20 protein-coding genes and 1 pseudogene are annotated in these 23873 nt (G+C 60.4%); 13 read left to right on the top strand and 8 right to left on the bottom strand.

What is annotated here, in order from left to right; translation table 11 throughout:
* Positions 1-4: 4 nt before the first annotated feature.
* Positions 5-1171 carry a restriction endonuclease gene (locus BZF57_RS12540; RefSeq protein ID WP_086738400.1) on the bottom strand — a complete coding sequence of 389 codons (1167 nt, stop codon included), beginning with the start codon at positions 1169-1171 and terminating at the stop codon, positions 5-7.
* Positions 1172-2324: 1153 nt separating this feature from the next.
* Between BZF57_RS12540 and BZF57_RS12535 the strand changes: the two genes are divergently transcribed.
* The 6 genes from BZF57_RS12535 to BZF57_RS12510 all read left to right on the top strand — a co-directional run bounded on the left by BZF57_RS12535 (position 2325) and on the right by BZF57_RS12510 (position 9365).
* Positions 2325-2516 carry a helix-turn-helix transcriptional regulator gene (locus BZF57_RS12535; protein WP_023836545.1) on the top strand — a complete coding sequence of 64 codons (192 nt, stop codon included), beginning with the start codon at positions 2325-2327 and terminating at the stop codon, positions 2514-2516.
* Positions 2517-2561: 45 nt separating this feature from the next.
* Positions 2562-3083 (top strand): hypothetical protein, encoded by a 522-nt coding sequence (locus BZF57_RS12530; RefSeq protein WP_143738492.1) that lies wholly within the window; start codon positions 2562-2564, stop codon positions 3081-3083.
* Between the two features lie 217 nt (positions 3084-3300).
* Positions 3301-3672: a hypothetical protein gene (locus BZF57_RS12525; RefSeq protein ID WP_086738395.1), complete on the top strand. Its 372-nt coding sequence runs from the start codon at positions 3301-3303 to the stop codon at positions 3670-3672.
* On the top strand, positions 3669-5513 hold the full coding sequence (locus BZF57_RS12520; RefSeq protein WP_086738391.1) for a type IV secretion system DNA-binding domain-containing protein: 1845 nt from the start codon (positions 3669-3671) through the stop codon (positions 5511-5513). Before BZF57_RS12525 ends, BZF57_RS12520 begins: the two co-directional genes overlap by 4 nt.
* Complete coding sequence (gene mobF / locus BZF57_RS12515; protein WP_086738389.1) at positions 5513-8260, top strand: MobF family relaxase; 2748 nt, start codon at positions 5513-5515, stop codon at positions 8258-8260. The genes BZF57_RS12520 and mobF overlap by 1 nt, the downstream gene beginning before the upstream one ends.
* A 223-nt stretch (positions 8261-8483) precedes the next feature.
* Entirely contained in the window at positions 8484-9365 is an 882-nt protein-coding gene (locus tag BZF57_RS12510) for an ArdC family protein (protein WP_086738386.1), read from the top strand.
* A 29-nt stretch (positions 9366-9394) separates the two neighbouring features.
* Here BZF57_RS12510 and BZF57_RS12505 read toward each other — a convergent pair whose 3' ends face one another.
* Entirely contained in the window at positions 9395-9844 is a 450-nt protein-coding gene (locus BZF57_RS12505) for a very short patch repair endonuclease (protein ID WP_086738607.1), read from the bottom strand.
* A gap of 47 nt (positions 9845-9891) precedes the next feature.
* Between BZF57_RS12505 and BZF57_RS12500 the strand changes: the two genes are divergently transcribed.
* The gene (locus tag BZF57_RS12500; RefSeq protein WP_240505969.1) at positions 9892-11484 is read left to right on the top strand and encodes a DNA cytosine methyltransferase; all 1593 of its coding nucleotides are present in this window, start codon (positions 9892-9894) and stop codon (positions 11482-11484) included.
* Here BZF57_RS12500 and BZF57_RS12495 read toward each other — a convergent pair.
* The 4 genes and pseudogenes from BZF57_RS12495 to BZF57_RS12480 all read right to left on the bottom strand — a co-directional run bounded on the left by BZF57_RS12495 (position 11466) and on the right by BZF57_RS12480 (position 18758).
* Positions 11466-13535 carry an AIPR family protein gene (locus BZF57_RS12495; RefSeq protein ID WP_086738383.1) on the bottom strand — a complete coding sequence of 690 codons (2070 nt, stop codon included), beginning with the start codon at positions 13533-13535 and terminating at the stop codon, positions 11466-11468. The genes BZF57_RS12500 and BZF57_RS12495 overlap by 19 nt on opposite strands.
* Positions 13523-14505, bottom strand: a pseudogene (locus BZF57_RS12490) (PD-(D/E)XK motif protein). Before BZF57_RS12490 ends, BZF57_RS12495 begins: the two are co-directional and overlap by 13 nt.
* A complete protein-coding gene (locus BZF57_RS12485; RefSeq protein WP_086738381.1) occupies positions 14492-17251 on the bottom strand; it encodes a Z1 domain-containing protein in 2760 nt (919 codons plus the stop codon). The pseudogene BZF57_RS12490 and the gene BZF57_RS12485 overlap by 14 nt, the downstream one beginning before the upstream one ends.
* Positions 17244-18758 carry an ATP-binding protein gene (locus BZF57_RS12480; protein WP_086738379.1) on the bottom strand — a complete coding sequence of 505 codons (1515 nt, stop codon included), beginning with the start codon at positions 18756-18758 and terminating at the stop codon, positions 17244-17246. The genes BZF57_RS12485 and BZF57_RS12480 overlap by 8 nt, the downstream gene beginning before the upstream one ends.
* A gap of 622 nt (positions 18759-19380) precedes the next feature.
* Between BZF57_RS12480 and BZF57_RS12475 the strand changes: the two genes are divergently transcribed.
* Together BZF57_RS12475 and BZF57_RS21115 are read left to right on the top strand one after the other, a co-directional pair.
* A complete protein-coding gene (locus tag BZF57_RS12475; RefSeq protein WP_086738377.1) occupies positions 19381-19569 on the top strand; it encodes a hypothetical protein in 189 nt (62 codons plus the stop codon).
* Positions 19566-19733 (top strand): hypothetical protein, encoded by a 168-nt coding sequence (locus tag BZF57_RS21115; protein WP_156076254.1) that lies wholly within the window; start codon positions 19566-19568, stop codon positions 19731-19733. The genes BZF57_RS12475 and BZF57_RS21115 overlap by 4 nt, the downstream gene beginning before the upstream one ends.
* An 8-nt stretch (positions 19734-19741) precedes the next feature.
* Here BZF57_RS21115 and BZF57_RS12470 read toward each other — a convergent pair whose 3' ends face one another.
* Both BZF57_RS12470 and BZF57_RS12465 read right to left on the bottom strand, forming a co-directional pair.
* Positions 19742-20665, bottom strand: coding sequence for an ImmA/IrrE family metallo-endopeptidase (locus BZF57_RS12470; protein ID WP_143738491.1), 924 nt, complete (start codon positions 20663-20665; stop codon positions 19742-19744).
* Positions 20662-21042: a helix-turn-helix domain-containing protein gene (locus BZF57_RS12465; protein ID WP_086738371.1), complete on the bottom strand. Its 381-nt coding sequence runs from the start codon at positions 21040-21042 to the stop codon at positions 20662-20664. The genes BZF57_RS12470 and BZF57_RS12465 overlap by 4 nt, the downstream gene beginning before the upstream one ends.
* A 168-nt stretch (positions 21043-21210) precedes the next feature.
* On the opposite strand from BZF57_RS12465, the gene BZF57_RS12460 reads away from it, so the two are divergent.
* Genes BZF57_RS12460 through BZF57_RS12445 form a run of 4 tightly spaced genes read left to right on the top strand, consistent with a single transcriptional unit; the run spans position 21211 to position 23751 of the window.
* Positions 21211-21567 carry a multiubiquitin domain-containing protein gene (locus BZF57_RS12460; RefSeq protein ID WP_162291006.1) on the top strand — a complete coding sequence of 119 codons (357 nt, stop codon included), beginning with the start codon at positions 21211-21213 and terminating at the stop codon, positions 21565-21567.
* 5 nt (positions 21568-21572) lie between these two features.
* Positions 21573-21968, top strand: coding sequence for an E2/UBC family protein (locus BZF57_RS12455; RefSeq protein ID WP_086738366.1), 396 nt, complete (start codon positions 21573-21575; stop codon positions 21966-21968).
* Entirely contained in the window at positions 21965-23371 is a 1407-nt protein-coding gene (locus BZF57_RS12450; RefSeq protein ID WP_206073252.1) for a ThiF family adenylyltransferase, read from the top strand. Before BZF57_RS12455 ends, BZF57_RS12450 begins: the two co-directional genes overlap by 4 nt.
* Complete coding sequence (locus BZF57_RS12445) at positions 23368-23751, top strand: ubiquitination-like system serine protease family protein (RefSeq protein ID WP_206073251.1); 384 nt, start codon at positions 23368-23370, stop codon at positions 23749-23751. The genes BZF57_RS12450 and BZF57_RS12445 overlap by 4 nt, the downstream gene beginning before the upstream one ends.
* The last annotated feature ends 122 nt before the right edge of the window (positions 23752-23873 follow it).

Genomic DNA, 23873 nt, shown 5'->3' with positions numbered 1-23873 from the left:
CCCCTTACTGCTCGAAGCGCCATGCCGCGGTATCGAACCAGTGGGCCCGCTCAAGTTCTTCTGCGGACCGGCCGCTATCCAGCGCCTTGACCCACCGGCGTACAAGAGCCGGCATGGCCCACTTGAACCGAACCGCGTTGGGAAGCTCGCTGACGTTGTCAGAGCGCAGGTTCGGATACTTTTCCCTGAGTTCCGTCCGGTGCTGCATAATGGCGGCGAGATCTACAGGCGGCATAAAAACTGCTATCCGCTCGTCAGGTGTCAGACCGGGGGGGAAGATCCTGATCTTCTCAAAGCCCGTCACGGTCGAGAATTGCATATCAAGTTCCTGCTCAACGTAGGACCGGACGAGGATCGAGGCGTGATCGCGCCAGGCGGTCATCATTTCACGCAAAAACTTGTTGCCAAAGAGTAGTCTCAATCCCGCAGCGGCGGTACTTTCGCGATCGCGTAGCTGACGAAGCTTGTCGCGGAGGTCGACGATCGCCTCACGCTCTTTGAGAGATTGGTTGGACGCCGCCTGCCGCTTCTTGATTTCGAAAAGCAGATCGGCCGTTTCCTGCTGGTGGATGAGGATGCGTCCATTCGGAAAATCGCCCAAGTCATGGATGATCTCTCGGATGGCGACACGAAGCTCCTCGTCGTCGAGATGCAGCTTATAGCCCGAGGCTTGCCACGCGGCGATCAACGGCGCCGGAGGAGCGGCCGAATATGAGCCGAAATGCTTGGCGGCGACACTATGATGCCGCTTGGCCCTACGTTCGAGCTCGGCCCAGCCGATCAAAACGACTTCGAACAGCTTTTGCTTCTTGTGCTGCACGTTGAGCTTGCGGACGTGCTCCTGCAACGGGCCATCATCCGGGGCCGTCGAGACCAAGTAAAAAACCTGCAGCGCAGGTTTGAAATTTTTCGCCTTGGCGATTTCAGCGTCTATTTCCTGCGTCGTGATTTTTTTAACAGGCCAGCGTGATTTCTTTTTGCACTGTATACCGATCGGCCAAAGGACGCCTTGACGTGCGACTATATCAACACCGTCCTGCGCTTGCCCCTGGCGTCCGTTACGAACAAGCGCATAGTCCTGGAATTCATCTTGAAAGGTGTCAGCGCACAACTCCTCGAATTGGTCCCAACTCCTCGGGGGCGCATGCTCAAAGTGAACGAAGCCGCTCATAGTCAATCTCAATCCAAGAGGGTTCCGGCGCCCCACAAAACATAGAACCGGTGGATCATTGGCTCGCGAAGCGTCAAGTCCGATTTCCGCGCCGCCAGTGGCAGCGCTGGGTGCCTAGACGAGGAAACTCGATCCAGAACTGGAGATAGGCGGCATTGCGCCGCTCAGCCGATTGCGCCTGTTGCCAGTGCTCATCGTCCATATCCTATTGCACCGACGCAAGGAGGGTAACCACCGTTAGGTGCGGATCTTTGTCTTCCGTATCGAACGCGAAATTGAGCATCTGACGGCCTAGCGGTGTCGTGATGCACCACGCGGGTCCGATATAACGAAACGTCAGCGTGAGATCGGATCGATTGCTGATCACGTAGCGATGCCAGGACACATGCGCGTCGTCCCCTCGGAATAATAGATCGTGATGCGCAATCGTCGGCGCCATAGTGAGGCGGCGAAGGTGTAAAGGCCGGCGAGACCGCCAACCCAAGCCGATCCATGTGCCGTCGTCCTTGGCCCGCTACCCCAGCTGCGTGGACTTCGTTGCAGCCGGAATACGTGTCCCCGGCGGGCAGCGTATCGAGGATCGCTTGTCGCTCCTTTGCAGCCTCCAGAGCATTCGCTCCAAAGGCTAAGCCAAGCCCCGAAGCCACGGCGATCAGGCCGTAGCGCCCTGCGGTCTGCAGGGTCGTTTCAGCAGTGGGCGCGGGACGCCGTTGAGGGCGATTGGTGAAGCGCCGGTAGGGTTGCGGGCGAGCCATACGATTGAATTACAATCCAATCCTCAAGTCTCCGTTAAGTGCGTAAGGTACCGAGTCGCGCAGATTCCGGCCATGAACGCTGACATAATCCGCCGCTGGCGCTGCTCATTACCGACAAAACCGAGGCTTGGCTCCCCGCTCATGAGAACTGTGCCGAACGGGATGCGTCCCGGTGCGTCCACAGCCGTCCACGCGTCAGATGGAACGGCTTTTGATCCCGTTTTGTTCTTTCCAACAGCCAAGCGTCGCACATAGCTTCTGATGGTCACTGAAGCTCAGGCAGGTGTGTCGGGTTGAATACAGGACCGTCGTGCGGCTCACCGTGCGACGGTCAAACCGACACTCCGGAAGGGGACGACGGCGCCAGTGACAGAACCTTGAATGAAGAGGAATCTGTCATGTCGAATACCGAACTGATCACCTGCCAAGAGGTCCTGCGCCTCACGGGCATTCGCAGTCGCTCCACCATCTGGAGAAAGATGCGCAAAGGGGGCTTCCCCCACCCTGTCGACATCGGCGGCGGCCGCATTCGCTGGCGCGCCGCCGACATATCGGAATGGATCAACGCCCTTCCGCTGCGCCGCTACTGACCCCCTCAATTGGCGGGCAGTGGCCCGCAGAAAGATGCTTTCCCAATGTCCATTTTCTCCATGTTGGAAGCCGCCTTGCGCGCGGAAGGCTGGGCGCTCGTTCGTGTCCCGGTCAATGACCGATACAAGTCTCTGACAGAACTGCTGATCGACGATTACGTCAGGCGGCTCAGCCGCACCGGCCTCGATGGCAGCTGCTACCGTAACTTCATCGCCGACTGGCTCTACTTCGAACGGCCCATGATCGATCGCTTCAAGGGCGAGGAATTCTCGGCCCAATTTGAAGGTCCCCTGGTCGCTATCGGCGACAAAACATACCCGCTCGGCGGGTTCATTCTCGACCATCTCCAATGGGCCCGATTGTCGCCTGAAGATGCTTTCGATCTGCGCGAGACACTGCGTGCTGTGGTCGATCGGTCAGTGCGCAAATGGATGCAGGACAAGGACCTTACATTCGTCCCCGCGCTTCCTGAAAAGCCGTTCCCCGACCGTGCTGCCGCCGACGCTGAAGCCGAGCGTCAGATCCGCGCATTCGCCCGCGTACCTCGGGACCTGGGGGATATCTAGTGAGCCACAGACAGGACTATTCACCGGAACCCATGAAGGGCCACGATGCGATGCATCGGGCCCGGAAAAGGGATACACACCCCACGCACGCGTGCAGCGAGGATTTCTGCGGGTTTGACGGGATGCGGATAGCATCTCGTCTCCGACAGGCTCTCGGCACCCACGCAATTCCGCCATTTTTCGCGATGGCGGATCGCATCGCTCAGGAGACGGTGCGATGAGCGCGCGGGTGCAGACGGTGCGCCTCAATCCGTCGCAATACCGGGTGCTCGCCGAGTTCGCGCAGCGGCGTGGGCTCAGCCAGTACGCCATGCTCGGCCGGGTCGTTGAAGAGGGGCTTCTGGCCCTCATCCACGGCGCTGACCGGGAGACCGATCTTGCCGAAATGGCCAGCGTGATCGGGTCGATATCGGAACGCCTTGCCGATGCCGAACGGGTGCTTGACCGCACCCTGTTCACGGCCTGCGCGGCCTATGCCTATGCCCGCTCGTCAGCGCTCGGCGGGCGCACATCCGACGAGGTCATTGCCGCCGAAGCGCGGGCCGCATTCGAGCGCCAGCGCAAGCTGGCAGAGGAGAGCGAGCGATGACCGCAGGCAACGACTTCATCACCCGTGCCCACGCGCTGTGGCGCGTGCGCATGGCCCAGTTGCAGCAGCGTTTCGGGTTCTTTGCCCGGCTAGTTCTGCTGTCCGGCGGCGCGGGCGCGATCATCGCGCCGCAGTTCGTCCTGAGTGCAGCCGAGCTAAAAGTCGCAGGCCAATGTCTGATGGCCAAGGCCCTCGTCATGCTGGGAGAGATGGCGGGCAAGGACCTGATGATGAACGTGTCGCTGGAGGGGTATCGCTCTACCGTCTCAGCGGCTGCTTTTGCCAACGAGCCATTCATTGCCGGGACCTTCTCCAAAGCCGTCGCTGTGCTCATCATCGGGGCAGTTCTGGGCTGCGCCCTGGGGCTTCTGGTGGTGTGGTTGATCCAGCGCACCATGTCCTCGCAGGGGCGCGATACGCTGGCCGACCGGGTGATCGGCGGTACCCGTCTGGCGCGCCAGGAAGAGGTCGCCGCGCACACCCGTTCGCTGTCCGGCGGGGGTGCGCTGCAGATCGGGCCGGTCCCCATACCGCAGCGGATCGAGACCAGGCATTTTGCCTTCCTCGGTACCACCGGGAGCGGCAAGACCACGGTGCTGCGACAGATGCTCGACGGTATCGAAGCGCGCGGCGAAGCAGCGCTGGTTTACGACACATCCGGAGAGTTCATCGCGCACTATTACCACCCCGCACGCGGCGACATCATCCTCAATCCCTTCGATGCGCGCTGCGCATTCTGGTCACCCTTCGACGAGATATCGCACCCCGCCGATGCCGACCGCATCGCGCGCCAGCTGGTCTCCGAAACCGGCAGTCAGGATGATGATGTCTGGCTCGAAACGAGCCGCATTCTGGTCGCCAACATGATGCGGTCGTTGTGGGCCGAGAAGAACGGCAGTCTCGAGGCCTTGCTCGATGCACTGCAGGTCAAGAGCAAGGAGCAGCTGAAGGCCTGGCTGGGGCATACATCCTCGGCGCGCACCTTTGCCGATGATGCTGACCGCGCCACCGGCAGCGTGCTCTTCATGCTCGCCAAGGCCGCCAACCTGATCCAATTCCTGAAGGTCGAACAGGAGAACACGGCGCGCTTTGCATTCCGCAATTTCATTGTCGGGCTGGACCGGGTGGAGGGCGCAAAGCCCTGGATCTTTGTGCCGCGCAAGGAGGACTATTTCGAGGCAGCCAAGCCCCTCATGGCCTGCTGGCTTGAATGTGCGGCGAGCGCCGTGCTGGGCCTCTCGCCTTCGCCCGAGCGGCGCATCTGGTTCGTGCTCGATGAGCTTGCCGACCTGCCGCGCGTCGAAAACCTTGCGCGTCTTCTGCCCGAAGGTCGCAAGTTTGGAGCGGCAATCGTGCTGACCTTTCAGGCGCTGGGGCAGATGCGTCATCGCTATGGCGACAACATCGCTGAAGCCATGCTCGCCTGCTGCAATACCAAGCTGTTCCTGCAGACCGTCGACCGCGAAACCCGCCAATGGGCGAGCGAGACCATCGGCCAGTGCGAAGTCGAAATGCGGATGGCCACCGACACCTTGATGGTCGGCAAGGAGGTGCCCCGCACCGCCATTGCCACGCAGCGCCAGTTCCGCGCGGCTGTGCTCGAAAGCGAACTGCGTCTTCCCCCGCATCAGGGCTTTCTGCTGCTGCCTGATGGCCTGCCGGTTGCGCGGATCGGCCTCACGGCTGAGCACATCGCCCGGCGGGGCTCACCGCGCCAGCCAGCCTTTGTGGCGGGCGATCCGGCGAGCACCCTGTGGAGCCGGGTCAGCGCTGTTGCAGCGCCTTCCGAGGACGAACCCGATGGAGGCTCAACGAAGGGGCCTGAGGCGGGGGCGGTGTGATGGTGGCATCGGTCTCAGCCCTGACAAGCGCTGGGCAGGCAGCCAGCTACTACGAGGCCGATGACTACTATGCCGAGGGGGGCTTTGCCCCCTCGGAGTGGTTTGGTGAGGGGGCCGAGGCGCTGGGTCTGTCCGGAGAAGTGGACCGCGTGGAGTTTGCCGAGCTGCTCGAAGGCCGCGTTGCCGGGCAGCAGCTCGGCACCACCCGCGATGGCAGAATCGAGCACCGGCCGGGCTGGGACATCACTTTCTCCGCGCCCAAGTCGGTCTCGATATTGGCCGAGGTTGCCGGCGACAAGCGGCTGATCGCTGCGCATGCCGCAGCAGTCAAAGCCGCGCTTGGCCATGTCGAGCAGCATATGGCGGCAACCCGGGTTCGGGAGGGCGGGGAGGTGCGGCGTGAGGAAACGGGCAACCTCGCCATCGCAACCTTCCGCCATGCCACAAGCCGCGCGCAGGACCCGCAGCTCCACACCCATGCGGTGATCCTCAACGCAACACAGGACAAGGGCAGCAACTGGCGCAGCCTCGAGCCGCGCGCCTTCTATCAGCTACAGAAGGAGATTGGTGCGATCTACCGTCAGGAGTTGGCGCATGGCGCGGCGAAGCTGGGTTATCGGATCGAGGCGGGCAAGGACGCCATGTTCGAGATCGCAGGCGTGCCCGAAAAGGTAATCGACGCCCTCAGCCAGCGTACCGCAGCAATCGATGCGCGGCTTACCGAGCGGGGTACGAGCCGGGAGGAAGCGAGTGCCGCGGAGAAACAGATCGCGGCGCTCGATACCCGCGAGGCCAAAAGCCATGCGGACCACAAGAGCTTGCGTGCCGAATGGCGCGCCACATCAGAAGCTAAGGGCTTTGGCGAGGCGGCGCAGGCACGCGTCATCGTGGAGGCCGAGGATAGGGCCCGGGCGAGCGAAACTGCGGCGAGCCCCGAGATCCTTGCAGCGCGCGCTGTCGCCTGGGCCGCTGCGAAGTTGTCCGAGCGGCAGGCGGTGTTCCCGGCCAGCACGCTGGCAAGCGAGGCGGGCGACTATGCCTTTGGCAGGCTCAGCCATAGCGCCATCAGCGCGGCTATTGCCGAAGCGGGCGAACGCGGCACGCTGGTCCCGCGCACCTATTTGGACCGGCGCGGTGCGGAGTTTGCGGGCTTCACTACGCCCGACGCTATGGCGACCGAGCAGACCATGCTGCGCCTTGAAGCCGCCGGGCGCGGCGTTGCCGCGCCGCTGGCTTCGCCGCTCGCTGCTGCGCGCGCGATTGAGCGCGCCGCCCGCCAATCCGCGCGCGCGGGCTTTGCCTGGACCGATGATCAGAAGCGCGCGACCTCCGCGCTGCTGACATCGCGCGACCGCGTTGCCGCCGTGCAGGGCTATGCCGGGACCGCCAAGACCACGACCGTGCTGGCGACCTATGCGCGGGAGGCAGCGAAGAGCGGGCTGGCGGTTACCGCGCTCGCCCCGACCGCGTCGGCGGCGACGGTGCTGGGAGAAGCGCTTGGCCTGCGCGGCGATACCGTCGCGCGGCATCTTGTCTCGCCCGAGGCCAAAGGGGTCGGCAAGGGCGCGGTCTGGATCGTCGATGAAGCTTCGATGCTCTCGGCGCGTGACATGGCGGCGCTGATGTCCCGCGCTGATAAGGCCGGTGCCCGGCTTGTGCTGGTCGGCGACGTCAGGCAGCTCGGATCGGTCGGCGCTGGTGCGGCCTTTGCCCAGCTGCAGCAGGCCGGCATGGCCACGGCCAAACTCGCCAACGTAGTCCGGCAAACCAATGCCGAGATCCGCGAAGCCGTCATGGCGTCAATCGAGGGTCATGCCGGCAAGGCGCTTGCCGCGTTGGAGCGGGGTGGGGGCGAGGTGATCGAAGGTGCAAGCCGGGATGCCCGTCTTGCGACGATGGCCCAGCGCTATGTTGCCCTGAGCCCTGCAGAGCGTGCGCGGACCCTCGTGATCGAGCCTTCGCGCGACGGGCGCGACACTCTAACTGCCATGATCCGGCAGCAGCTGGTGCAGCGCGGCGAGCTCTCATCCGCGGCCGTTCGGTTCGAGGCGCTGGAAGCCAAGGGCCTGACCCGCGCAGAAACCCGCCAGACCGCAAGCTATGCCATTGGCGATGTCGTCCGCTTTGCCCGCGACTATGCCGACAAGGGCGTCTCGCGCGGGGCCGCCTACCGGGTCGAGAAGATCGATCCGGATAAGGCCGCTATATCGCTCAAGTCCGCTGACGGTTCAGCCGTCGACTGGCGGCTGCGCCAGCGGGGCGCGGGCAAGGTCGAGGTGTTCGCGTCCAAGACGATGGAGTTGCAAGCGGGCGACCGGGTGCAGTTCACCCGCAACGACCGCGAGGCCGGGCGGATCAACGGGCTTCGCGGCACCGTCACCGGCATCGATCCGGAGCGTCAGCAGGCGACCATCGCGCTGGCCAATGGCCGCGAGCAGCGGCTCGATCTCACCGACCCGCGCGACGCTCATCTGCGCCATGCCTATGTCCAGACCGCCCACGCCGCGCAGGGCCAGACCGCCGAGCGCGTCCTGATCCACGCCGACAGCCGCTCCGCCAATCTGGTCGATCAGAAGATGCTCTATGTCGCGCTCTCGCGCGCCAGGTCCGAAGCCATTGTCGTCACCGACGACAAGGCGCGGCTGATCCGGGCGATTCACGAGCGCGCGGGCGAAAAGCAGACGGCCATAGAGGTGAGTGCGCCCGAGGCCTCGAAGACGAAGTCTCTGGGGGCTGGTCTCGGCTGATCGTGTGATGCGTGAACGCAGGGCCATGGCATCCTTCACCCTGCCGTTGGAATTAACTGCTCCCTCTCGTGACAGGCCGTGCCGGGCGGGATCAACAGCCTGCCCGCTCCATTCGGGCTGTGCCCTCCCGTGTTGTCTGTTCCGCGCTTCGCGCTGACCCGCCCGGCCATCCGGCCCGTCCCTTCATCCGCGTTCCCAACGTCAGGACGAAGGATTTACCACCATGGCCCGCACCGCAACCGCCAGCATCTACGACACCATCACAAACCAGATCATCGCCGCGCTGGAGCGCGGCACCGGCGACTACACGCTTCCCTGGCACCGTAGCAGCGCCCCGCTCACGCGGCCCGTCAATGCGGTCACCCGCAAGGCCTATCGCGGCGTCAATGTCCTTGCCCTCTGGGCCAGCGCCGAGGCGCAGGACTTCGGGCATGGTCTCTGGGCAACCTACCGCCAGTGGCAGTCGCTGGGCGCTCAGGTTCGCAAGGGTGAGAAGGCTTCGCCGATCGTGTTCTACAAGGTCTTGGACAAGGCCGAGGGCAGCGATGACGAGGCACGCGAGAACGCGGGTCGGATCTTCGCGCAAGGCTCGCATGTGTTCAACATTGCGCAGGTCGAGGGCTACGCCTTGCCCGAGGTGTCGGAAGCCGAGACCTTCGATCCGATCCCAGATGTCGAAGCCTTCATTGCCGCCTCAGCCGCTACCATCCGCATCAAGGGCGATAGTGCCCACTACACCCCTTCCACCGACACGATCACCATGCCCGATCGCGAGCGGTTCTTCACCACAGACACCGCCAGCGCGGTGCAGAACTGGTATGCCATCCTGCTCCACGAGCTGGTCCACTGGACTGGGGCTGATCACCGTCTTGCCCGGACCTTTGGCAAGCGCTTCGGGGACGAGGCCTATGCCATGGAAGAGCTGGTCGCCGAGCTTGGCTCAGCCTTCCTGTGCGGGGACCTCGGGCTGTCGGTCATCCCGCGTCCGGATCATGCCTGTTACCTCGCCAGCTGGCTCAAGGTGCTAAAGGGCGACAACCGGGCAATCTTCACCGCCGCCAGCGCGGCGGCGAAAGCGGCGGAGTGGTTGGGGGAGAAAGGATAAATGCGACCATCAACGCACGCCATACTTGATCAGACGGTCGGTAGCTCCAGCGTGCAGGTTCGCCCCTGCGTCAACCAATGCGCGACCAAATCTGCCATGCGGCTGACATCACCGCCCTTGAGTGCGCATTCCCAGACCGTTGCGATCCGCCAGCCATTTTCCACGAGTGCCGCGACATTCCTTTTGTCTCTCTCGATGTTGGCCGAGAACTTCGCCGTCCAGAACTCAGGACGGGTCGCTGGCGTTGTCGCGAAGCGACAGTTGCTGTGACGGTGCCAGAAGCATCCATGCACGAAAACGACAGCCTGGTGCTTGGCAAAAACAAGGTCAGGTTTGCCGGGCAGTTTTGCTCCGTGGAGCCGGTAACGGAGGCCCCTTGCATGCAACGCGCGCCGCAGGAGCAATTCCGGCTTGGTATTCTTGCTTCGAATGCCCGCCATCATCCGTGAGCGGGTGTTTGCGTCAACAATATCAGCCAAAGTGATCAGGCCCCCTGGCGTCCCGCTGGCAGCCTGGTAATAGGCTCATGACGCAGTGGAAGTTCGAACAGATGAGCCAGCAATTCAAGACGGTTGACCTCTTCGCCGGTCCGGGAGGACTGGCCGAAGGCTTCGCATCCATCCGCGATGCGGGCGGGGGCAAACCGTACCAGATTGCACTGTCTGTCGAAAAGGAGCCATCCGCGTTCGCCACCTTGAGGCTGCGTTCGTTTTTCAGGCAGTTCGCCGAAACGCCCAAAGCCTATTATGACTATCTGGCAGGCTATGTCTCAAAGGACGAATTGATTTCAAAACATTCGGCGGAGTGGCAGGCGGCTTGCGAAGAAACTGCCATGCTCGAACTTGGCACCGCCGAGGCTGCCGACTGGCTGAACCCCGTCCTCGACCGAATTGGTGAGAGCGCGGCTGACGGCACGATCCTCATCGGCGGACCGCCTTGCCAAGCCTACTCATTGGTCGGCCGCGCCCGCAATCGCGGGAAGGTAGGCTATGATCCCGCCAGCGACCACCGGCATTTCCTCTACGAGGAATACATCCGTATCCTCAAACGCCTTCAGCCCGTGGCGTTTGTCATGGAGAATGTGAAAGGGATGCTGTCAGCAAGGGTCGATGGCGAAAGCATGATCGACAAGATAGTTGACGATCTCAAGGCTGCCGGGGGTAAGCCCGACAGCTACGTACTGGTGCCACTTGTGGCGGATCAAGGCTCCGGTCACGTGCGGCACATAATCAGGTCGGAGAATTTTCAGATACCGCAGGCGCGCCACCGGGTAATCCTCATGGGGATCAGGGCAGACATCTTTCGCAGGGCTGGGATGAGTGATGAGGAAACACCCGCGCTGCGCCCTCATCCCGCTCGATCCACTGTTGCATCAGTTCTCGCCGGGATGCCACAGCTCAGAAGCGGGTTGAGCAAGTCTCCCGATGGCGCCGAATCCTGGCAACGGGCCGCAGTGAAGGCATTCAAGAATGCTGCCTCTGCCAGTCGTGATGATGGTGGCTGGCTCGCCGAGGTGGCAAAGCGTCTCTCCGATCATTCACGGCAGATCGCCTCAGCAGAGGAGCTGCCCCCGCGGTCAAGCACAGTGGTAACGCCGGTCAGGGACAATTTCCTTGGGGCTTGGCTTTGCGACGAGAGATTGCCTGTCCTGCCCAATCATGAAACGCGTGCGCACATGGAAGGGGACCTCGCAAGATACGCCTTTGCATCGACGTTTGCCGAGGTGTTCGGGCGGTCTCCGAAGGCGGACGAGTACCCTCGTGGCCTTGCTCCAAACCATCGGAACTGGGATTCAGGCAAGTTTGCGGACCGGTTCCGCGTCCAGACGTGGGATGCTCCCTCGACTACAGTGACGAGCCATATCTCGAAGGACGGACACTATTTCATCCACCCGGACCCGTTGCAGTGCCGGAGCCTTACAGTTCGCGAGGCCGCTCGGCTCCAGACCTTCCCCGACAATTACTATTTCGAGGGCAACAGGACCCAGCAGTATGTGCAGGTCGGCAATGCTGTTCCGCCGCTGTTGGCGCGACAGATCGGAGAATTGCTCCTGCAGATCCTGTCTCAAGCGGACCAAAGGAAGGCACGAAAGCCCGCCCGTCAGCTGTCTTTCGGGTAGAACTGCTCCAGCTTGTCTGCGATCGCGAGCGCAGCCAGTGACTGCTTCTCGCTCGGAATTCTGTGGGGTAGCTGCGCGCAGGCCCTGAGAATGCCCTGCTCCTTGACTGTCAGTTTTCTGATCGACTTTCCGAATTCTAGCAGACTTTTCCAGTAGTCTGCGCCTTGCACAACCACCTCTCTCTGTGCCTCGATCCCGGACGTGAGCTGACGAGCCTGTCTCGCGCTACGCGTCGCAGCCTGCGCTTCGGCAGGATCGATCAGGCTTTCCCAGAAGTCCTCGCCATAATCGACCGGTCGCTTCGCGAGATCAGCCCAGCAGGCCTGCTTCTTTGCCCACTCGCTCATGTTGCGTATGCCGGAGGGAGGATTCGTGATGACCGCATTGGCCGCTTGCGCAGCGGCAAGACACGCACGCTCGAGGTTTGAAGGCACGCGCTGCAATGCCCATACTCGGTCGAGATCGAGGAGCTTCTGCTTCTGATCCGCGTCATGGACGATCTTGGCGAGCGCGTAGGTCACGATGTTGGCGCGATAGCCGCCTGCGTACCATTCCTGCTGCGGGACGAGCTTTTCGAGATTCCGGAATATGATTGCCTTGGCAATCAGCCGCTTGAACCAGACCTCATCATAGGAATCCTTTTTCTTCTCCCAGTCTGCCCCGACCAGTTGCGCCAGTTTGCCGAAGTTCTTCTGTGCGCCGAGGCTGACCTCGTGGGGAAGGCAACGATAGGAATTCTCGAACTTCGCGAGATCGGTTTTCGTGAAAAACTGGGAGCGCGGAAACTCGGCATCGAACTTCTTCCGATCCCCAATCGAGCGCCGACCGCGCTCATCCGCGAATTGCCCACGGGCGCGCTCATAAAACCACTTGGTTTCCCGGTAACCTTCATCCCCTGAGGGCGCGAGGATACGGCGCGAGAACTCCTCGATCCGCACATGGAATGGATGGTTCGCAAAGAAATCCGCAGCGTTGACCTTGTTCTGGCTGTTCGCGAACTGCGAGATCAACGGGACAATGTCTTCCGCCTTTTCCGATGGCACCACCGTCAGCTTCATCTGGACAAAGACGTCCTTGAGTTGCTCGGGGGCCAGTTTGCGGGCCGCATGGATCGAAGCCGTCGTTTGCCCGCCGTTCACGATCTGGAAGTTGCTGGCCGACATAAGGAAGAGACCTTCGCCAATGTCGGCGATCTCGACTGACTCGGCTGTCGCTGTCAGCCCGTTGTTGTAGGAAAAGAACATGTTGGGGTCATCGCGGATGGTGTCGCGAATGCCGCGATTGACCTTGTTTCGCGCCTGCAGGAAGCTCCGCACGTTCGCCTCCAGCAATCGCGCGCCCCACTTCTCGTAGATTTCCGCCAGCTGTGCGCCCGGGATCACGGCGATGTAGCTTTCGAACGGAGCGCCGTCATAGGACGCCTTGAGCACCGGAACCGGCTCCCCGAACGTCTCGGCGAAATCGACTACGAGGTCTTCCCGCGTCTGGCCCGACGAAACGAAGCGGTGAATGCGAGGAAGGTCCCAGACATTCGACGTGACGGGAATTCCGCCAATTGCACCGACCGACTGCGCGTCGGTGCGGGACTTGTTGATGCGGTTGGTGACAAGGATCAGCTTGATCTTGTTGATCTGCTTCCATGCCCGCGCGATCAGGTCGCTGAGAACAAAGCCGTTGCTCGTTTCTTCCAGATTCTCCCGAAAATCACGGGTCTTGGCCGCCACCACGAACTCGACGAGGCGCTTCAGGAGGCGGCTGATTTCCGTCTTGTCGATTGACTGCGGTTGCTCAGAGAGCGCAAGATCGCAGATCACAACGCTCAGGACGCCTTCTTCATCGGTGGGGTCCCATGCATAGGCATCCACCTGCACAGCCTTCGAGCCGAATTTCCCTTCGTAATAGCATTGCGAGAGCGACGTCACCTCACCGGCTTCGTCCAGCACATCCGCAATCTTTTCTAGGAACGCCTCGCTGGTGATGAGCCCCATGGCATCAGCATCACCCTGGATTTCCGCCATCAGCTGGCGGTGATATTCGGTCAGTTCGTCCATGGGCCATGCCTTTCGGCTACCAGACGATCCAGCACCTCTTCCTCAACGGCGAACTCGGAGCAGGCATCAAGGCTGATGCTGTAGCGTACGGACGACACGCCTGTAGGCGGCGGATTGGCTATCCGGGGAAAGCCCTCCGCCACTTCGAAGTGGAGGTTCTTGCCGATATTCCAGCGACGGTCCGAGTAGTCATCCTCGAAGTCGAAGCCCGTTGCCATGATGGCTTCTTCCCAGAGCGCGTAAGCCTCCGGATCGAGCACCGCGTAGAGCTTCTCGAATTCCGACACATAATCGGTCAGTGTGAGGCCGTTCGGCTTCACGACGGCATCGATGGCACTCACGACAAGGAACAAGCGGCAGCCGTCGACATCCGAGAGCTGATCTTCCGAAGAGATTTGCACGAACGGCTTGGCCGCCCCGCGACTTGCCTTCACTTCCACAGACACCCGTCGAGCTCGAAATCCTTGGAAGAGCCAAGGGGCCCCTTCCACGCCTCGATCGCTGCTCTTGGGCCGATCAGGTCGATCAGATGCAGAAGGAATTGCAATTCGCCCAGGAGCCCGCGTTGCTCCTCTAGCGATAGAAGCCCGTTCTTCCCGCCGCGAAGCAAATGATGCCATCGCATGGTGCGACGAATGGCGCGGTTCAGGGCATCACGGTTGTCGCTCCCGGCATCCCCAGCCGCAACGATGTCCGTGCAGAGGCTGCCAAACAGTTCTCGCTGCTCTTCGTCCCTGAGCAGCAGCACGAGAGATTTGTGGCCCGCAACATTGCGATACGCGAGATCGAGCGAACGAAGTCTTGGCAAAGGCTTGATCTCGGCTGTGTCTGCCGACAGCCGTAGAAGCAGCCCAGGCTCGTCCTTGGCGGAAACGACCCAGAAAAAATCGTGAGGGCTGGCCGGATTAACTCGCCTCGCATCGATTCCACCGGAACCGAGCCCGTCCCACGGGTCATCATTCCTCGTCATCGGGCAGGTCCTCGTCGTTATCCTCTTCCCCGAAGAGCTCGCGAAGTTTGGTGGTGTTCAGAATGTACTCCACCTTCTGGTCGGGTCGGGCAGATGGTGGGAAGCTGATCCCCCACCCGACAACCGGTTCGCCGGGGATTCTTTGCAGATCACGAGCATCAACGCCATCATTCTTGATCCTCACGTTGAACAGGAGGAATAGGGCGCGCTCTCGCCGGGCACGATAGACCCGGTCCGGAAAGTTCACCTTGGCATCGGCGGATAAGCTTTTTTCCTCACGATAATCCGCTTCTGCCAACCGGGCGCGCTCTGCCGAAAGCCCCGCCTTTTCCATTCCGCGAGATGCCACACGCGCGCTCGATCCACTGATCGTGAAGATCCCATTCCTGAGATCATCCGGACCGATGGCGCGACTGATCGGATTGATCTTCCAACCTTCTATTTCCAGCGGTTGGGTACCGTCAGAGCCGCGGAGCGATGCAACAAGCACGTCCCAGTGTGCCAATTCATCATCCTTGCGATCGGAGATGTACCTGCGGATCGGGTCAGTAGCGGAGAGCACAGAATCCTGATGATTTTCGAAGTCGCGCAGGAAGTCATCAATGAGAGAAACTGGCACTCTGGAAAGCAGCATGCCGCCGGATGCGGGAAGCGAGGACGTTTGGGTGAAGCCATTCTCCGAAAGCGAGCTCAGCAGCTTGTCGCGCACTTTGCGGTTATGAACGAGGCTCGCATTTGCTGCGCCAAGACGAGTTGTTTCCACGAAGTTGTTGGACAGGCCGACCATCAGGTGCTTCTGACCCGATCCCATCTTGTTCCTCGCCGTCACCATCAGCGCACTTGGGTGGCTGCGCACCGCCAAGCCGAATTCCTTTGGCGTGGCATTGGCACGCTCCATCTTCTTCAGTTCCAGCTGCAATTCCTCGGTGGCTTCTGCGATGTGGGCATACCACGAGGCTGCTTCACGCAGGATCCAGATGCGGCATAAGTCCTCGTAGTTCTGGCGATAACCGAACCATCGACCCATCTGCATGAGTGTGTCGTACATAAGCGAGTTACGCAGAAAATACGAGACTGTCAGGCCTTCCAGAGTCAAACCGCGCGATAGCGAGAAGCCGCCTACCGCAATCACCGTCAGCCCATTTTCGCCCCCGGCCTCGTAATCGAGGCTTTCGGATGATGACGAGTTCACGGCGATGACCATCGCCGACGCGACCACGGGGAGCAGAGCCCGCCGTATCGAGTCCCATTCCGGCCATGCATCCCGATATTCGTTAGCCCAGCAACGCTTCAGCTCGGCAATCTCCGGATTCAGGTCTGCATCGACCTTGGCGCCATCGACGCGCACGGCATCTTCGATTGCCTTGAGATGCTGGTGCAGCCTGTTCTTGAGTACATTCTGGATGCCGGTGAAACGCGACGCGTTGACGAGCATGGACGCGTGCTGGCCCTTCTGGCCTCTGAGATTCCGGATCGCGCGCGCAACAATGAAGCATCGCAGAGCGTCGAGCATACTGTCAGGCAAGGCAGTAATTTCATGCCCGATTGTATGCTTGACGGGCAGCAGGTCGCCATTGTCATCAATGTAGCGGAGGTAGTCTGGTCGCTCGGCATCATCGTCCGGCATGCCGTCGATGAAGACCTTGCGGGCACCGAAATAGTTCGTCGGCGCGTCGAGGCCGATGATGAAATCCCTCGGAAAGAGATCCTGCTTGTAGACCTCGTCATCCTTGTCGGGATCGATGAAGATATTGGCGAAGGGTGTAGCGGTGTAGCCGACATAGCAGCTGCGCCGAAACAGGCCGAGCAGGTCTCTTATCTGGCCGTTAATGCGTGAAACCTCGTCGCGACCATACTGAATATTGATCGAGGCATTGTCCGCTTCATCATCGATCAGCAGCATCGGCTGATCGACCATCTCGGAATATCGGCCAGTGCTGTGCTCTCGCAGCCAATCGATCAGATTTTCAAGCGTGCGGTAATTCTTCTTGATCACCAATACGACAGGGACAGCATAAGACGCAATTTCGCTGGTATTCGTCGTGGCCGTAGCCTTGTTGAAGTCCTTGAGCGTCGTGGTCAGGCTGACCGGGGCCTTTCGATGATCGAACATGCCCGCCCCGATCAGCTTGGGCTTGCTTCGGGTGTCCTTCTTTTCGAGCCGACCGGTGTCCCGACCGATGAAGCCCTCGTCGATCCGCGCCTGCGTCTGATTGCGCAGGTTATTGTGAATGCCGGCGATCACGACAATGAGGCGATATCCGGCGTCAGCCGCCTTGCAGACGAGACCGGTGTAGTTCGCCGTCTTCCCGCTCTGAACGTGGCCAACCACCATCCCCTTTCGATCCCACGAGCCGAGATCATTGGGGTTGCCCATTCGGTCCAAGATGCGGTCCGTTACCTGGTCTGTGGAGGTGATGACGTCCATCGGCAGGCGCTTCTGCTCCAAGAGCTTTCTGTACCTGTTCCAGTAATAGGGTTCGATCAGGCCTTCCGCCCGGGCGTCGTTGAGCCATGGCTTGAAGTCCACCGCGCCTACGACCGCTCCAATACCCATGCTGATCCCGACCCGCTCTTCGAGCTCACGGGCGAGGCGTTCGGCCTCTTCATCGGTGATGCCCGAAAAGTCGGGGAGCATGCGAACTGTTGAGATTGCAGCGCGAATGCTCTCTTCCGTCGGGGTCTTGTCTGGCCCGGCGATGAGCTGAGAGACGATTGCATCGAGCTGGGTGATGGCGTCAGCCATTGTTGTGATACCTGTCCAATTTCTCGTTGATGATGCCTTGGGCCATGGCGGCGGCCGACTTGAAGGGCTCGATCTGACACAGGATTTCAGCAATCCGCTCCCGCTCGATTCCCTGCTCGACAAGCCTCGGGATCATGGCATCGGCCAGCTGGTGAAGCGATTGCTCATCAGCCTCCTCGGCTCTCACCTCTTCGGGCGATCCTGCGAAATCCGAATGCAGTGAAGCTACCGGAACCGATGAACCGATCAGTGCAATCAGATTGGCGAATTCACCCTGCAGCTCGTCGGGCAGTCTGGCCGCGAAATCCGCAAAGACGGGATGCGATAGATCGGGTCGGTAGATGATGGCACCGTCGCGCTGGATACGCTGCCAGACAGGGAAATACTCGCTGTCCACGAGTTTCTTGCCCCGACGCTGGTACGTTCGCTTCGACGTAAGCGCGAGCCTTTCCACGAGCAGGCGCATCCTCTCACGGACGGCAGGCGGAAGTTGGGCGGAGGCCTTCTTCACGTCTATCTTCCATTCCGAATCCATCGTGTTCGGAATGTCGACACGAATGCGGCACAGCTTTGTCAGTTCGGTCTGCCGCGCCATGCCCAGCCAGCTTCCAGCGATGATGAGACGTCGCCCACGATAGACGTAGAAGCCCTGCGTCCGCAGGTGGCCTTCCGGGCCTCCCAGATCGTTCCAGTCCGCTGGAGGAATTTCCTTGTGGTGTGGCAGCGTGAAGCTCTGGAATTCCACGAAGCCGTTCTTGAGTTCGAGCCGATCCGGCCTGTCGGCCTGATGTTTCGGGAATCTCGTTCCGAACGGATCAAGCGGCTCAAGCCGTCTGCCATTGAGCGCGATCTCCAGCGGCGGCCTGTCTTCCGACATGAAGCGGTGGAAAACCAACCTGATGTGGCGTTCGGCTTCCGCCAGCAGACGATTGATATGTTCCGCCCGCTTCCTGTGATCGCTTTCGATCCCCCCGGAGAGCCTGTCGAGCGATCGCCAGACCACCAACGTACCCTGCGTGCCGAGCATGTCGCTCCACGGAATGCCCGAGAGGTCATCGTGGATTTCGACTTCCCACTTGTTGGTCCGCGACACCTCATCAAGATCCCACGTTGCAGCGGACGTGGTTCCGTCTTTCCGGGTTGCAACGGTGAGCCGCTTGCACTGGGAAAAACTGGCGCTTTTCATCCCCAGTCCGAACCTTCCCAGATCGCCGGATGCTCGGCTGTCGAGAGGGTTCTTGCTCCCGGGGCGCATGGCCTCGAGGAGCTCCACCATTGTCATGCCGCGACCATCGTCGAGAACAGCTACCGCAGGCTCCGCCGAAGCCGCGTCTGACAATATCTCGACCTTGCGGGCACCTGCAGTGATCGAATTGTCGATGATGTCCGCGAGCGCAGTTTCGGCTGAATAACCGATATCGCGCAGGCTCTGGATCAGTGATGCAGCATGAGGCGTCGCATCTGCGGTCCTTCGGTCAGAAGAGGCCTTGGGCGAGTCAGAAGACATGGAAACTCATGCAATTCATCGGTTCGCCAAGATGTTATAGCGATCTGGACCTTAAGCAACCTTCATTGGGAGACATGCCCCCAGACCTGTGATCTGCAACCGGAGGGGCGAGCGTTTCTGCCTCGGAACTTTCTGCCGCTACCCTGCCGGGCAACCTGCTCTATCCGCTGGGCGGACCGGGCCTGTAGTCCCGGCCCATCCGGGTGACGATCAGGAGCGGGGGCAAGCGGAGCGGGAGTTTCTGGAGGACGCGGGCTGTCCCGCATGGCCGGTGGCCATGCTCCTGAGGGCGCGGCGTTCCTGAGCTGACCCGCAGGCGCGCTCGCCTCTCTCATTGCCGGACGCCCGCTGGCCCACTTGGCCCGCGCGCAGGGCGTCCGGCGGCTTCGCGCCGTGCAAGGGCGCCGTTCTTGTGCGGATCGCTGCGGCGATCCTTGAGGGGAACGCCAAGGGCTTTGCCCTCTCGGTCCCAAACCCCAATAGACGCCCCCGTGTGGCGGGCTTCGCCCGCTGGCCCGCGCCAGGGCATCGATTGGGATTTTCCCTCCCCCTCCCATCCTCGCCGGAAGGCAGAGCCGCATGCCGCGTGACGCTTGCGGCTTTGCCGGATGGAGTTTGGACCATGGGTGACCTGATCTTGAATTACCGCGCATGCGGGGCCGAGTGCCGGGAAGACTGGCTGCGCATGCTTGCGCACGACAACGGCTTGCCGCTGGTGGCAGTGCAGCAGCTGGCGGATGAGCTGGGCGAGCGCGAGGATTTCGGCGAGCTGATGCGCCTGTGCGAATGCGGCGGGAGCCTAGCGTCATGAGCGGCGCGGCGCCGACGCGGGCCGAGCGGATTGCGCGGCTCAATGATCTGGCGCGTCGCGCCATGGGGATTGCCAGTGTGGTGGTGGCGACCGAAGGCATTCGGGCTTTGTCCGAGACGACTCAGCGGTTTCAGGTGCCCCAGCGTTTAAAGTCTGAGCTATGAAGCACCATCTACGCCTTGTTGATACTCGGCATGATGATGGAGGTTTTGGTGAGCGTGCTTACTGCATGGATCAAAACAAAAACTTGGTAAGACTGTGTGAATGCCTCGGCGATGCATTCATGAGTATCGCCATTTCGGTCGACGAGCGAAATCGTTCGTTTACCGGACATCCTGCGCCCATAGGCCGGAACCATGGCACCGATTGGATGGCTCGGTGTAAAAACCAGCGGCCAGTCGACCTCGCCAAAAATCTCCGCGAAGCGTGGCGATGAGCAATGCCGTCGCAGCGAGGCACGAAAACCGTCACCAGGAACAAGCTCGGGTGGATTCAGCACTAGCACAGTGCAAGCCCGCCAGTTGTGAGAGACGTACCGGCGCACGGAAGAATAAATCGACGCGCCATACCGTTTGCTCAAGTTGACCGGCACCAGAATGCCAAATTCTTTTTCTTCTGCCTCCTTGGTGAATCCGTCGAGCTGAAATACCACCTCTGATGCAAAGACGTTTGCTTCGCGGTCGAAAAGATCGGCGGTGCTCGGTTCGATGGTCTGGTCGCAGTCTTCGACCACGGCGTAAAGATCACGCTGCCATGCCATGAAGGCGTGGCCCGTTTCATGCAGCCTCACAAACATCTGTTTTACGACGTGTAAGCTGCGATCAATGAAAACGAGCCTCGCCTTTGCATCGAACAGACCGATCACTTTGCTCAGCGCGGACTTGAGCGCGCCACTGGCCTGCTTGCGAAGTTTCAGAATGAAGCTTTCGTTGAGAACATCTTCTTTCACCTCCTCGACGTTGGCGGCGGCCATGATGTCGTCAATCGGCGTCGGAAAACGACCAAGCGCGCCTGCCAGTGACAAGGCGCGCTCGGCTTCGGATCTTACCTTTGCATATTGAGCCCGGGTTAGACGGCTATCATCTGGTTTGATCAAGATTTGGCTTTCTGTCGGACAAAGGAAAGATATTGCAACAGTTCCTTTTCCTCATCCAGCGTCAGATTTTCAATCGAGAATGTCGCGGCACGTCCATGTTTGGCGGTGTTGGAAGTTCTGGCTGTCGGTGAAATGTAGCCTGCCCGCTCCATTAGCTTCGCGTAGGGCACTTTATAGACACTGGCTAAAGAGTGCAGAACGTTTGGCGAAGGCTTGGCTATGTGACCATTTTCCAATTGGCTTAGGTAGGCGTTGGAAACTTCTTTGCCGGTCGCATCTTCGACTTCTCGAAGGGTTAGGCCTGTTCCTGACCGTAGGCTTTTGAGGTAAATCCCCAACGCCTCACCCCTTTTTCCCCCATCGGTTTCGTCACTCATCGGTCCTCCTAGCTGTGGGTTCAAGGCGAATTCCGCCAAGTCGAATCATAGGCATTCTGCTAAGCGCGTCAAGCGTGCTAGATGTTGCTTGACATACTTAGCAAGCTGCGTAGATTAAGCGTGTAGGCAACGAAGCCTGCTGTACATCGCCAGCCCATGGAGCTCCGAATGACTAAGGAAGTGACGGAAGACGGGTCGCCCAACGAAATCGTTGAAGCGATCCGCGAGGAAATCTCGGAAGAAATCGCCGATCTGGAAGATTACGCCCGCCGTGGGGAAGCACCGCCCCGCTGCCGGGGGTACAAGTTCAAAGTGAACGGTGATCCGTTCGTCTCGCATGATCGCTACATCACGGGCCGTGAAGTGCTCGAACTGGCCGGTTTGGTGCCGCCGCAGGAATACACCCTGCGCGTCAAGGTCGCCGGGCAGCGGTTGCAGAAGGTTGAGCTCGATGAAAAGGTCGATCTCCGTCGCCCCGGAATTGAGAAGTTCAAGGCTCTGCCGCGCGATCAGACGGAAGGCTGAGGGTCATGCGTCGGCAGTTCGATCTGTTGCCCGAAGACGAGCAACTCCTCAACGACTACGGCCTGCCTTGGGAAACGGTCGTGGATGGCTCCCATTGGGTGCTGATCCACGACTTCCCCACGCACGAAGGCTACAATCACAAGACCGTCACTGCCGCAATTCGGCTGGAAACGGGGTATCCCATCACACCGTTGGACATGGTCTATTTCCACCCGGCACTGGCCCGTATCGATGGTCGCGCGATTGGAGCGACGCAGGCGGTCCAACAGATTGTCGGCATCACCTATCAGCGGTGGTCACGCCATCGCACGGCGCAGAATCCTTGGAAGCCGACCATTGATAGTCTGGGCACGCACATCGTGTTGATTGAAGATTGGTTGCAGCGGGAGTTCGAGAAATGAGCCCGCCCATCACTCTGACGATGACGTCGGATCAGCACCGTCGCTTGCAGGCCCATCTTTTCCCCGGCGACGGTAAGGAAGCGGTGGCGGTTCTTCTCTGCGGGCGCCGTGACGGCGACCGGCGGCATCGGCTGCTGGTTCGCGAGATCGAAGAGATACCCCATGCGCATTGCGACCGAACGGCGGTGAGTGTGACATGGCAAACCGATGCCATCGAGGGAGTTCTTGGCCGCGCAGAGGCCGAAAGCTTGAGCTTCATCAAGATTCACAGCTATCCTACTGGCTATCCCGCTTTTTCGACCACCGATGATGTGAGCGATGGTCAGCTTTTGCCGATGGTGCGAGGATTCACCGGTCTTGATGTGCCCCACGGCAGTGCGATCATGCTGCCAACGGGCGAAATCTTCGGACGTGTGCTGACCGATGATGCTCTTGTGCCCATCGCATGTATCAGTGTCATTGGTGACGATTTCCAGTTTTGGTATCCGGCAGGCGGTGACGCAACGGTCCCCAGCTTTGCTGCATCCCATGCTCAAATCTTTGACGAAGGCACGATTGAACGACTGCAACGGTTGTCGATTGCCGTGGTCGGCTGTTCCGGCACCGGCAGCCCCGTTATCGAGCAGCTATTTCGCCTGGGCGTTGGCGAACTTGTCCTCGTTGATGACGATCATATCGAAGAACGCAACGTCAATCGCATCCTCAATTCGACCATGGGCGATGCGGCGCAAAAGCGCCCCAAAACTGATGTGATGGGCGGCGCCATCGACCGTGCCGGGCTTGGCACGCGGGTTATTCGGGTCACTGGCAATCTATGGTCGCCCGATGTGGTGCGCGAGGTTGCACAATGCGATATCGTCTTCGGCTGCATGGACACCATTGATGGCCGCTATCTCTTGAACACGCTCGCGACGTTCTACCTCCAGCCCTATTTTGATATCGGTGTTCGCCTCGATGCGGTGCGAGAGGGCGCGACCAAGGGTAAGATTCGGGAAGTCTGCGGCACCGTTCATTACCTCCTTCCCGGTAAGTCCAGCCTCGTCACGCGGGAGCTCTTTACTTTGAAGCAAGTCGGTGATGCCGGATTGCGCCGCACCGATCCTGCGGCACATGCGCAGCAGTTGGGCGATGGCTACATTGCTGGGGTTCAGGGTCATCGACCTGCCGTCATCAGTGTAAATATGTTCGCAGCATCGCTTGCCGTGAATGAATTTCTCGCAAGACTTCATCCTTTTAGAGAAGAGGCTAACGGCGAATATGGATCGGTCACCTTCAGTCTGGCCAGTATGGAACTGATGTACGAGCGTCATGATGCATCCTGTGAGCTGCTGGAGCCCCATGTCGGCAAAGGTGATGTACGACCGTTGCTGCGCATGATCGAACTCTCTGAGAAGTCGAAATGATGAAGTGGCTTTTGACAGCGTGGCGTCGGCTTGTCCGCCTTTTTGTAGGCGGCAAGTACGGACAAAAATCGGCCCCCTATCGCACCATGGTGGTACATGAAGCGCTCCCTGAATCGCTCACTGCCGAGGTAATCTACGTCGTCGAGGAGGACGGCTTTCTCGAACAAGCAGCTATGCTCTGCCCGTGTGGTTGCGAGCGGATCTTGCACATGAACCTGCTGCCAGATGATCGGCCCTGCTGGGAGCTGACCCAGCACCAGGACGGAACGGCCACCTTGTTTCCCTCTGTCTGGCGAAAGAAGGATTGCGGGTCGCATTTCTGGTTCCGTCAGGGGCAAGTCATTTGGTGCTCAAATGAAGCGGACAGTAGTATTGTTTGATTGCCGCTAGCTCCAACTGATTGCGTTGGTGCTGCTCCGGATGGTCGCCTAATCGGCTGCGTTGCCTGTTCTCAAAGCATCCAGATAGTCGCTCCACCACTGTGCCATCTTGACCCGCTCGT

The sequence above is a fragment of the Erythrobacter colymbi genome, from assembly GCF_002155685.1.
GTDB classification, from domain to species: domain Bacteria; phylum Pseudomonadota; class Alphaproteobacteria; order Sphingomonadales; family Sphingomonadaceae; genus Erythrobacter; species Erythrobacter colymbi.
This window is presented reverse-complemented; position numbering and strand designations above follow the sequence as displayed.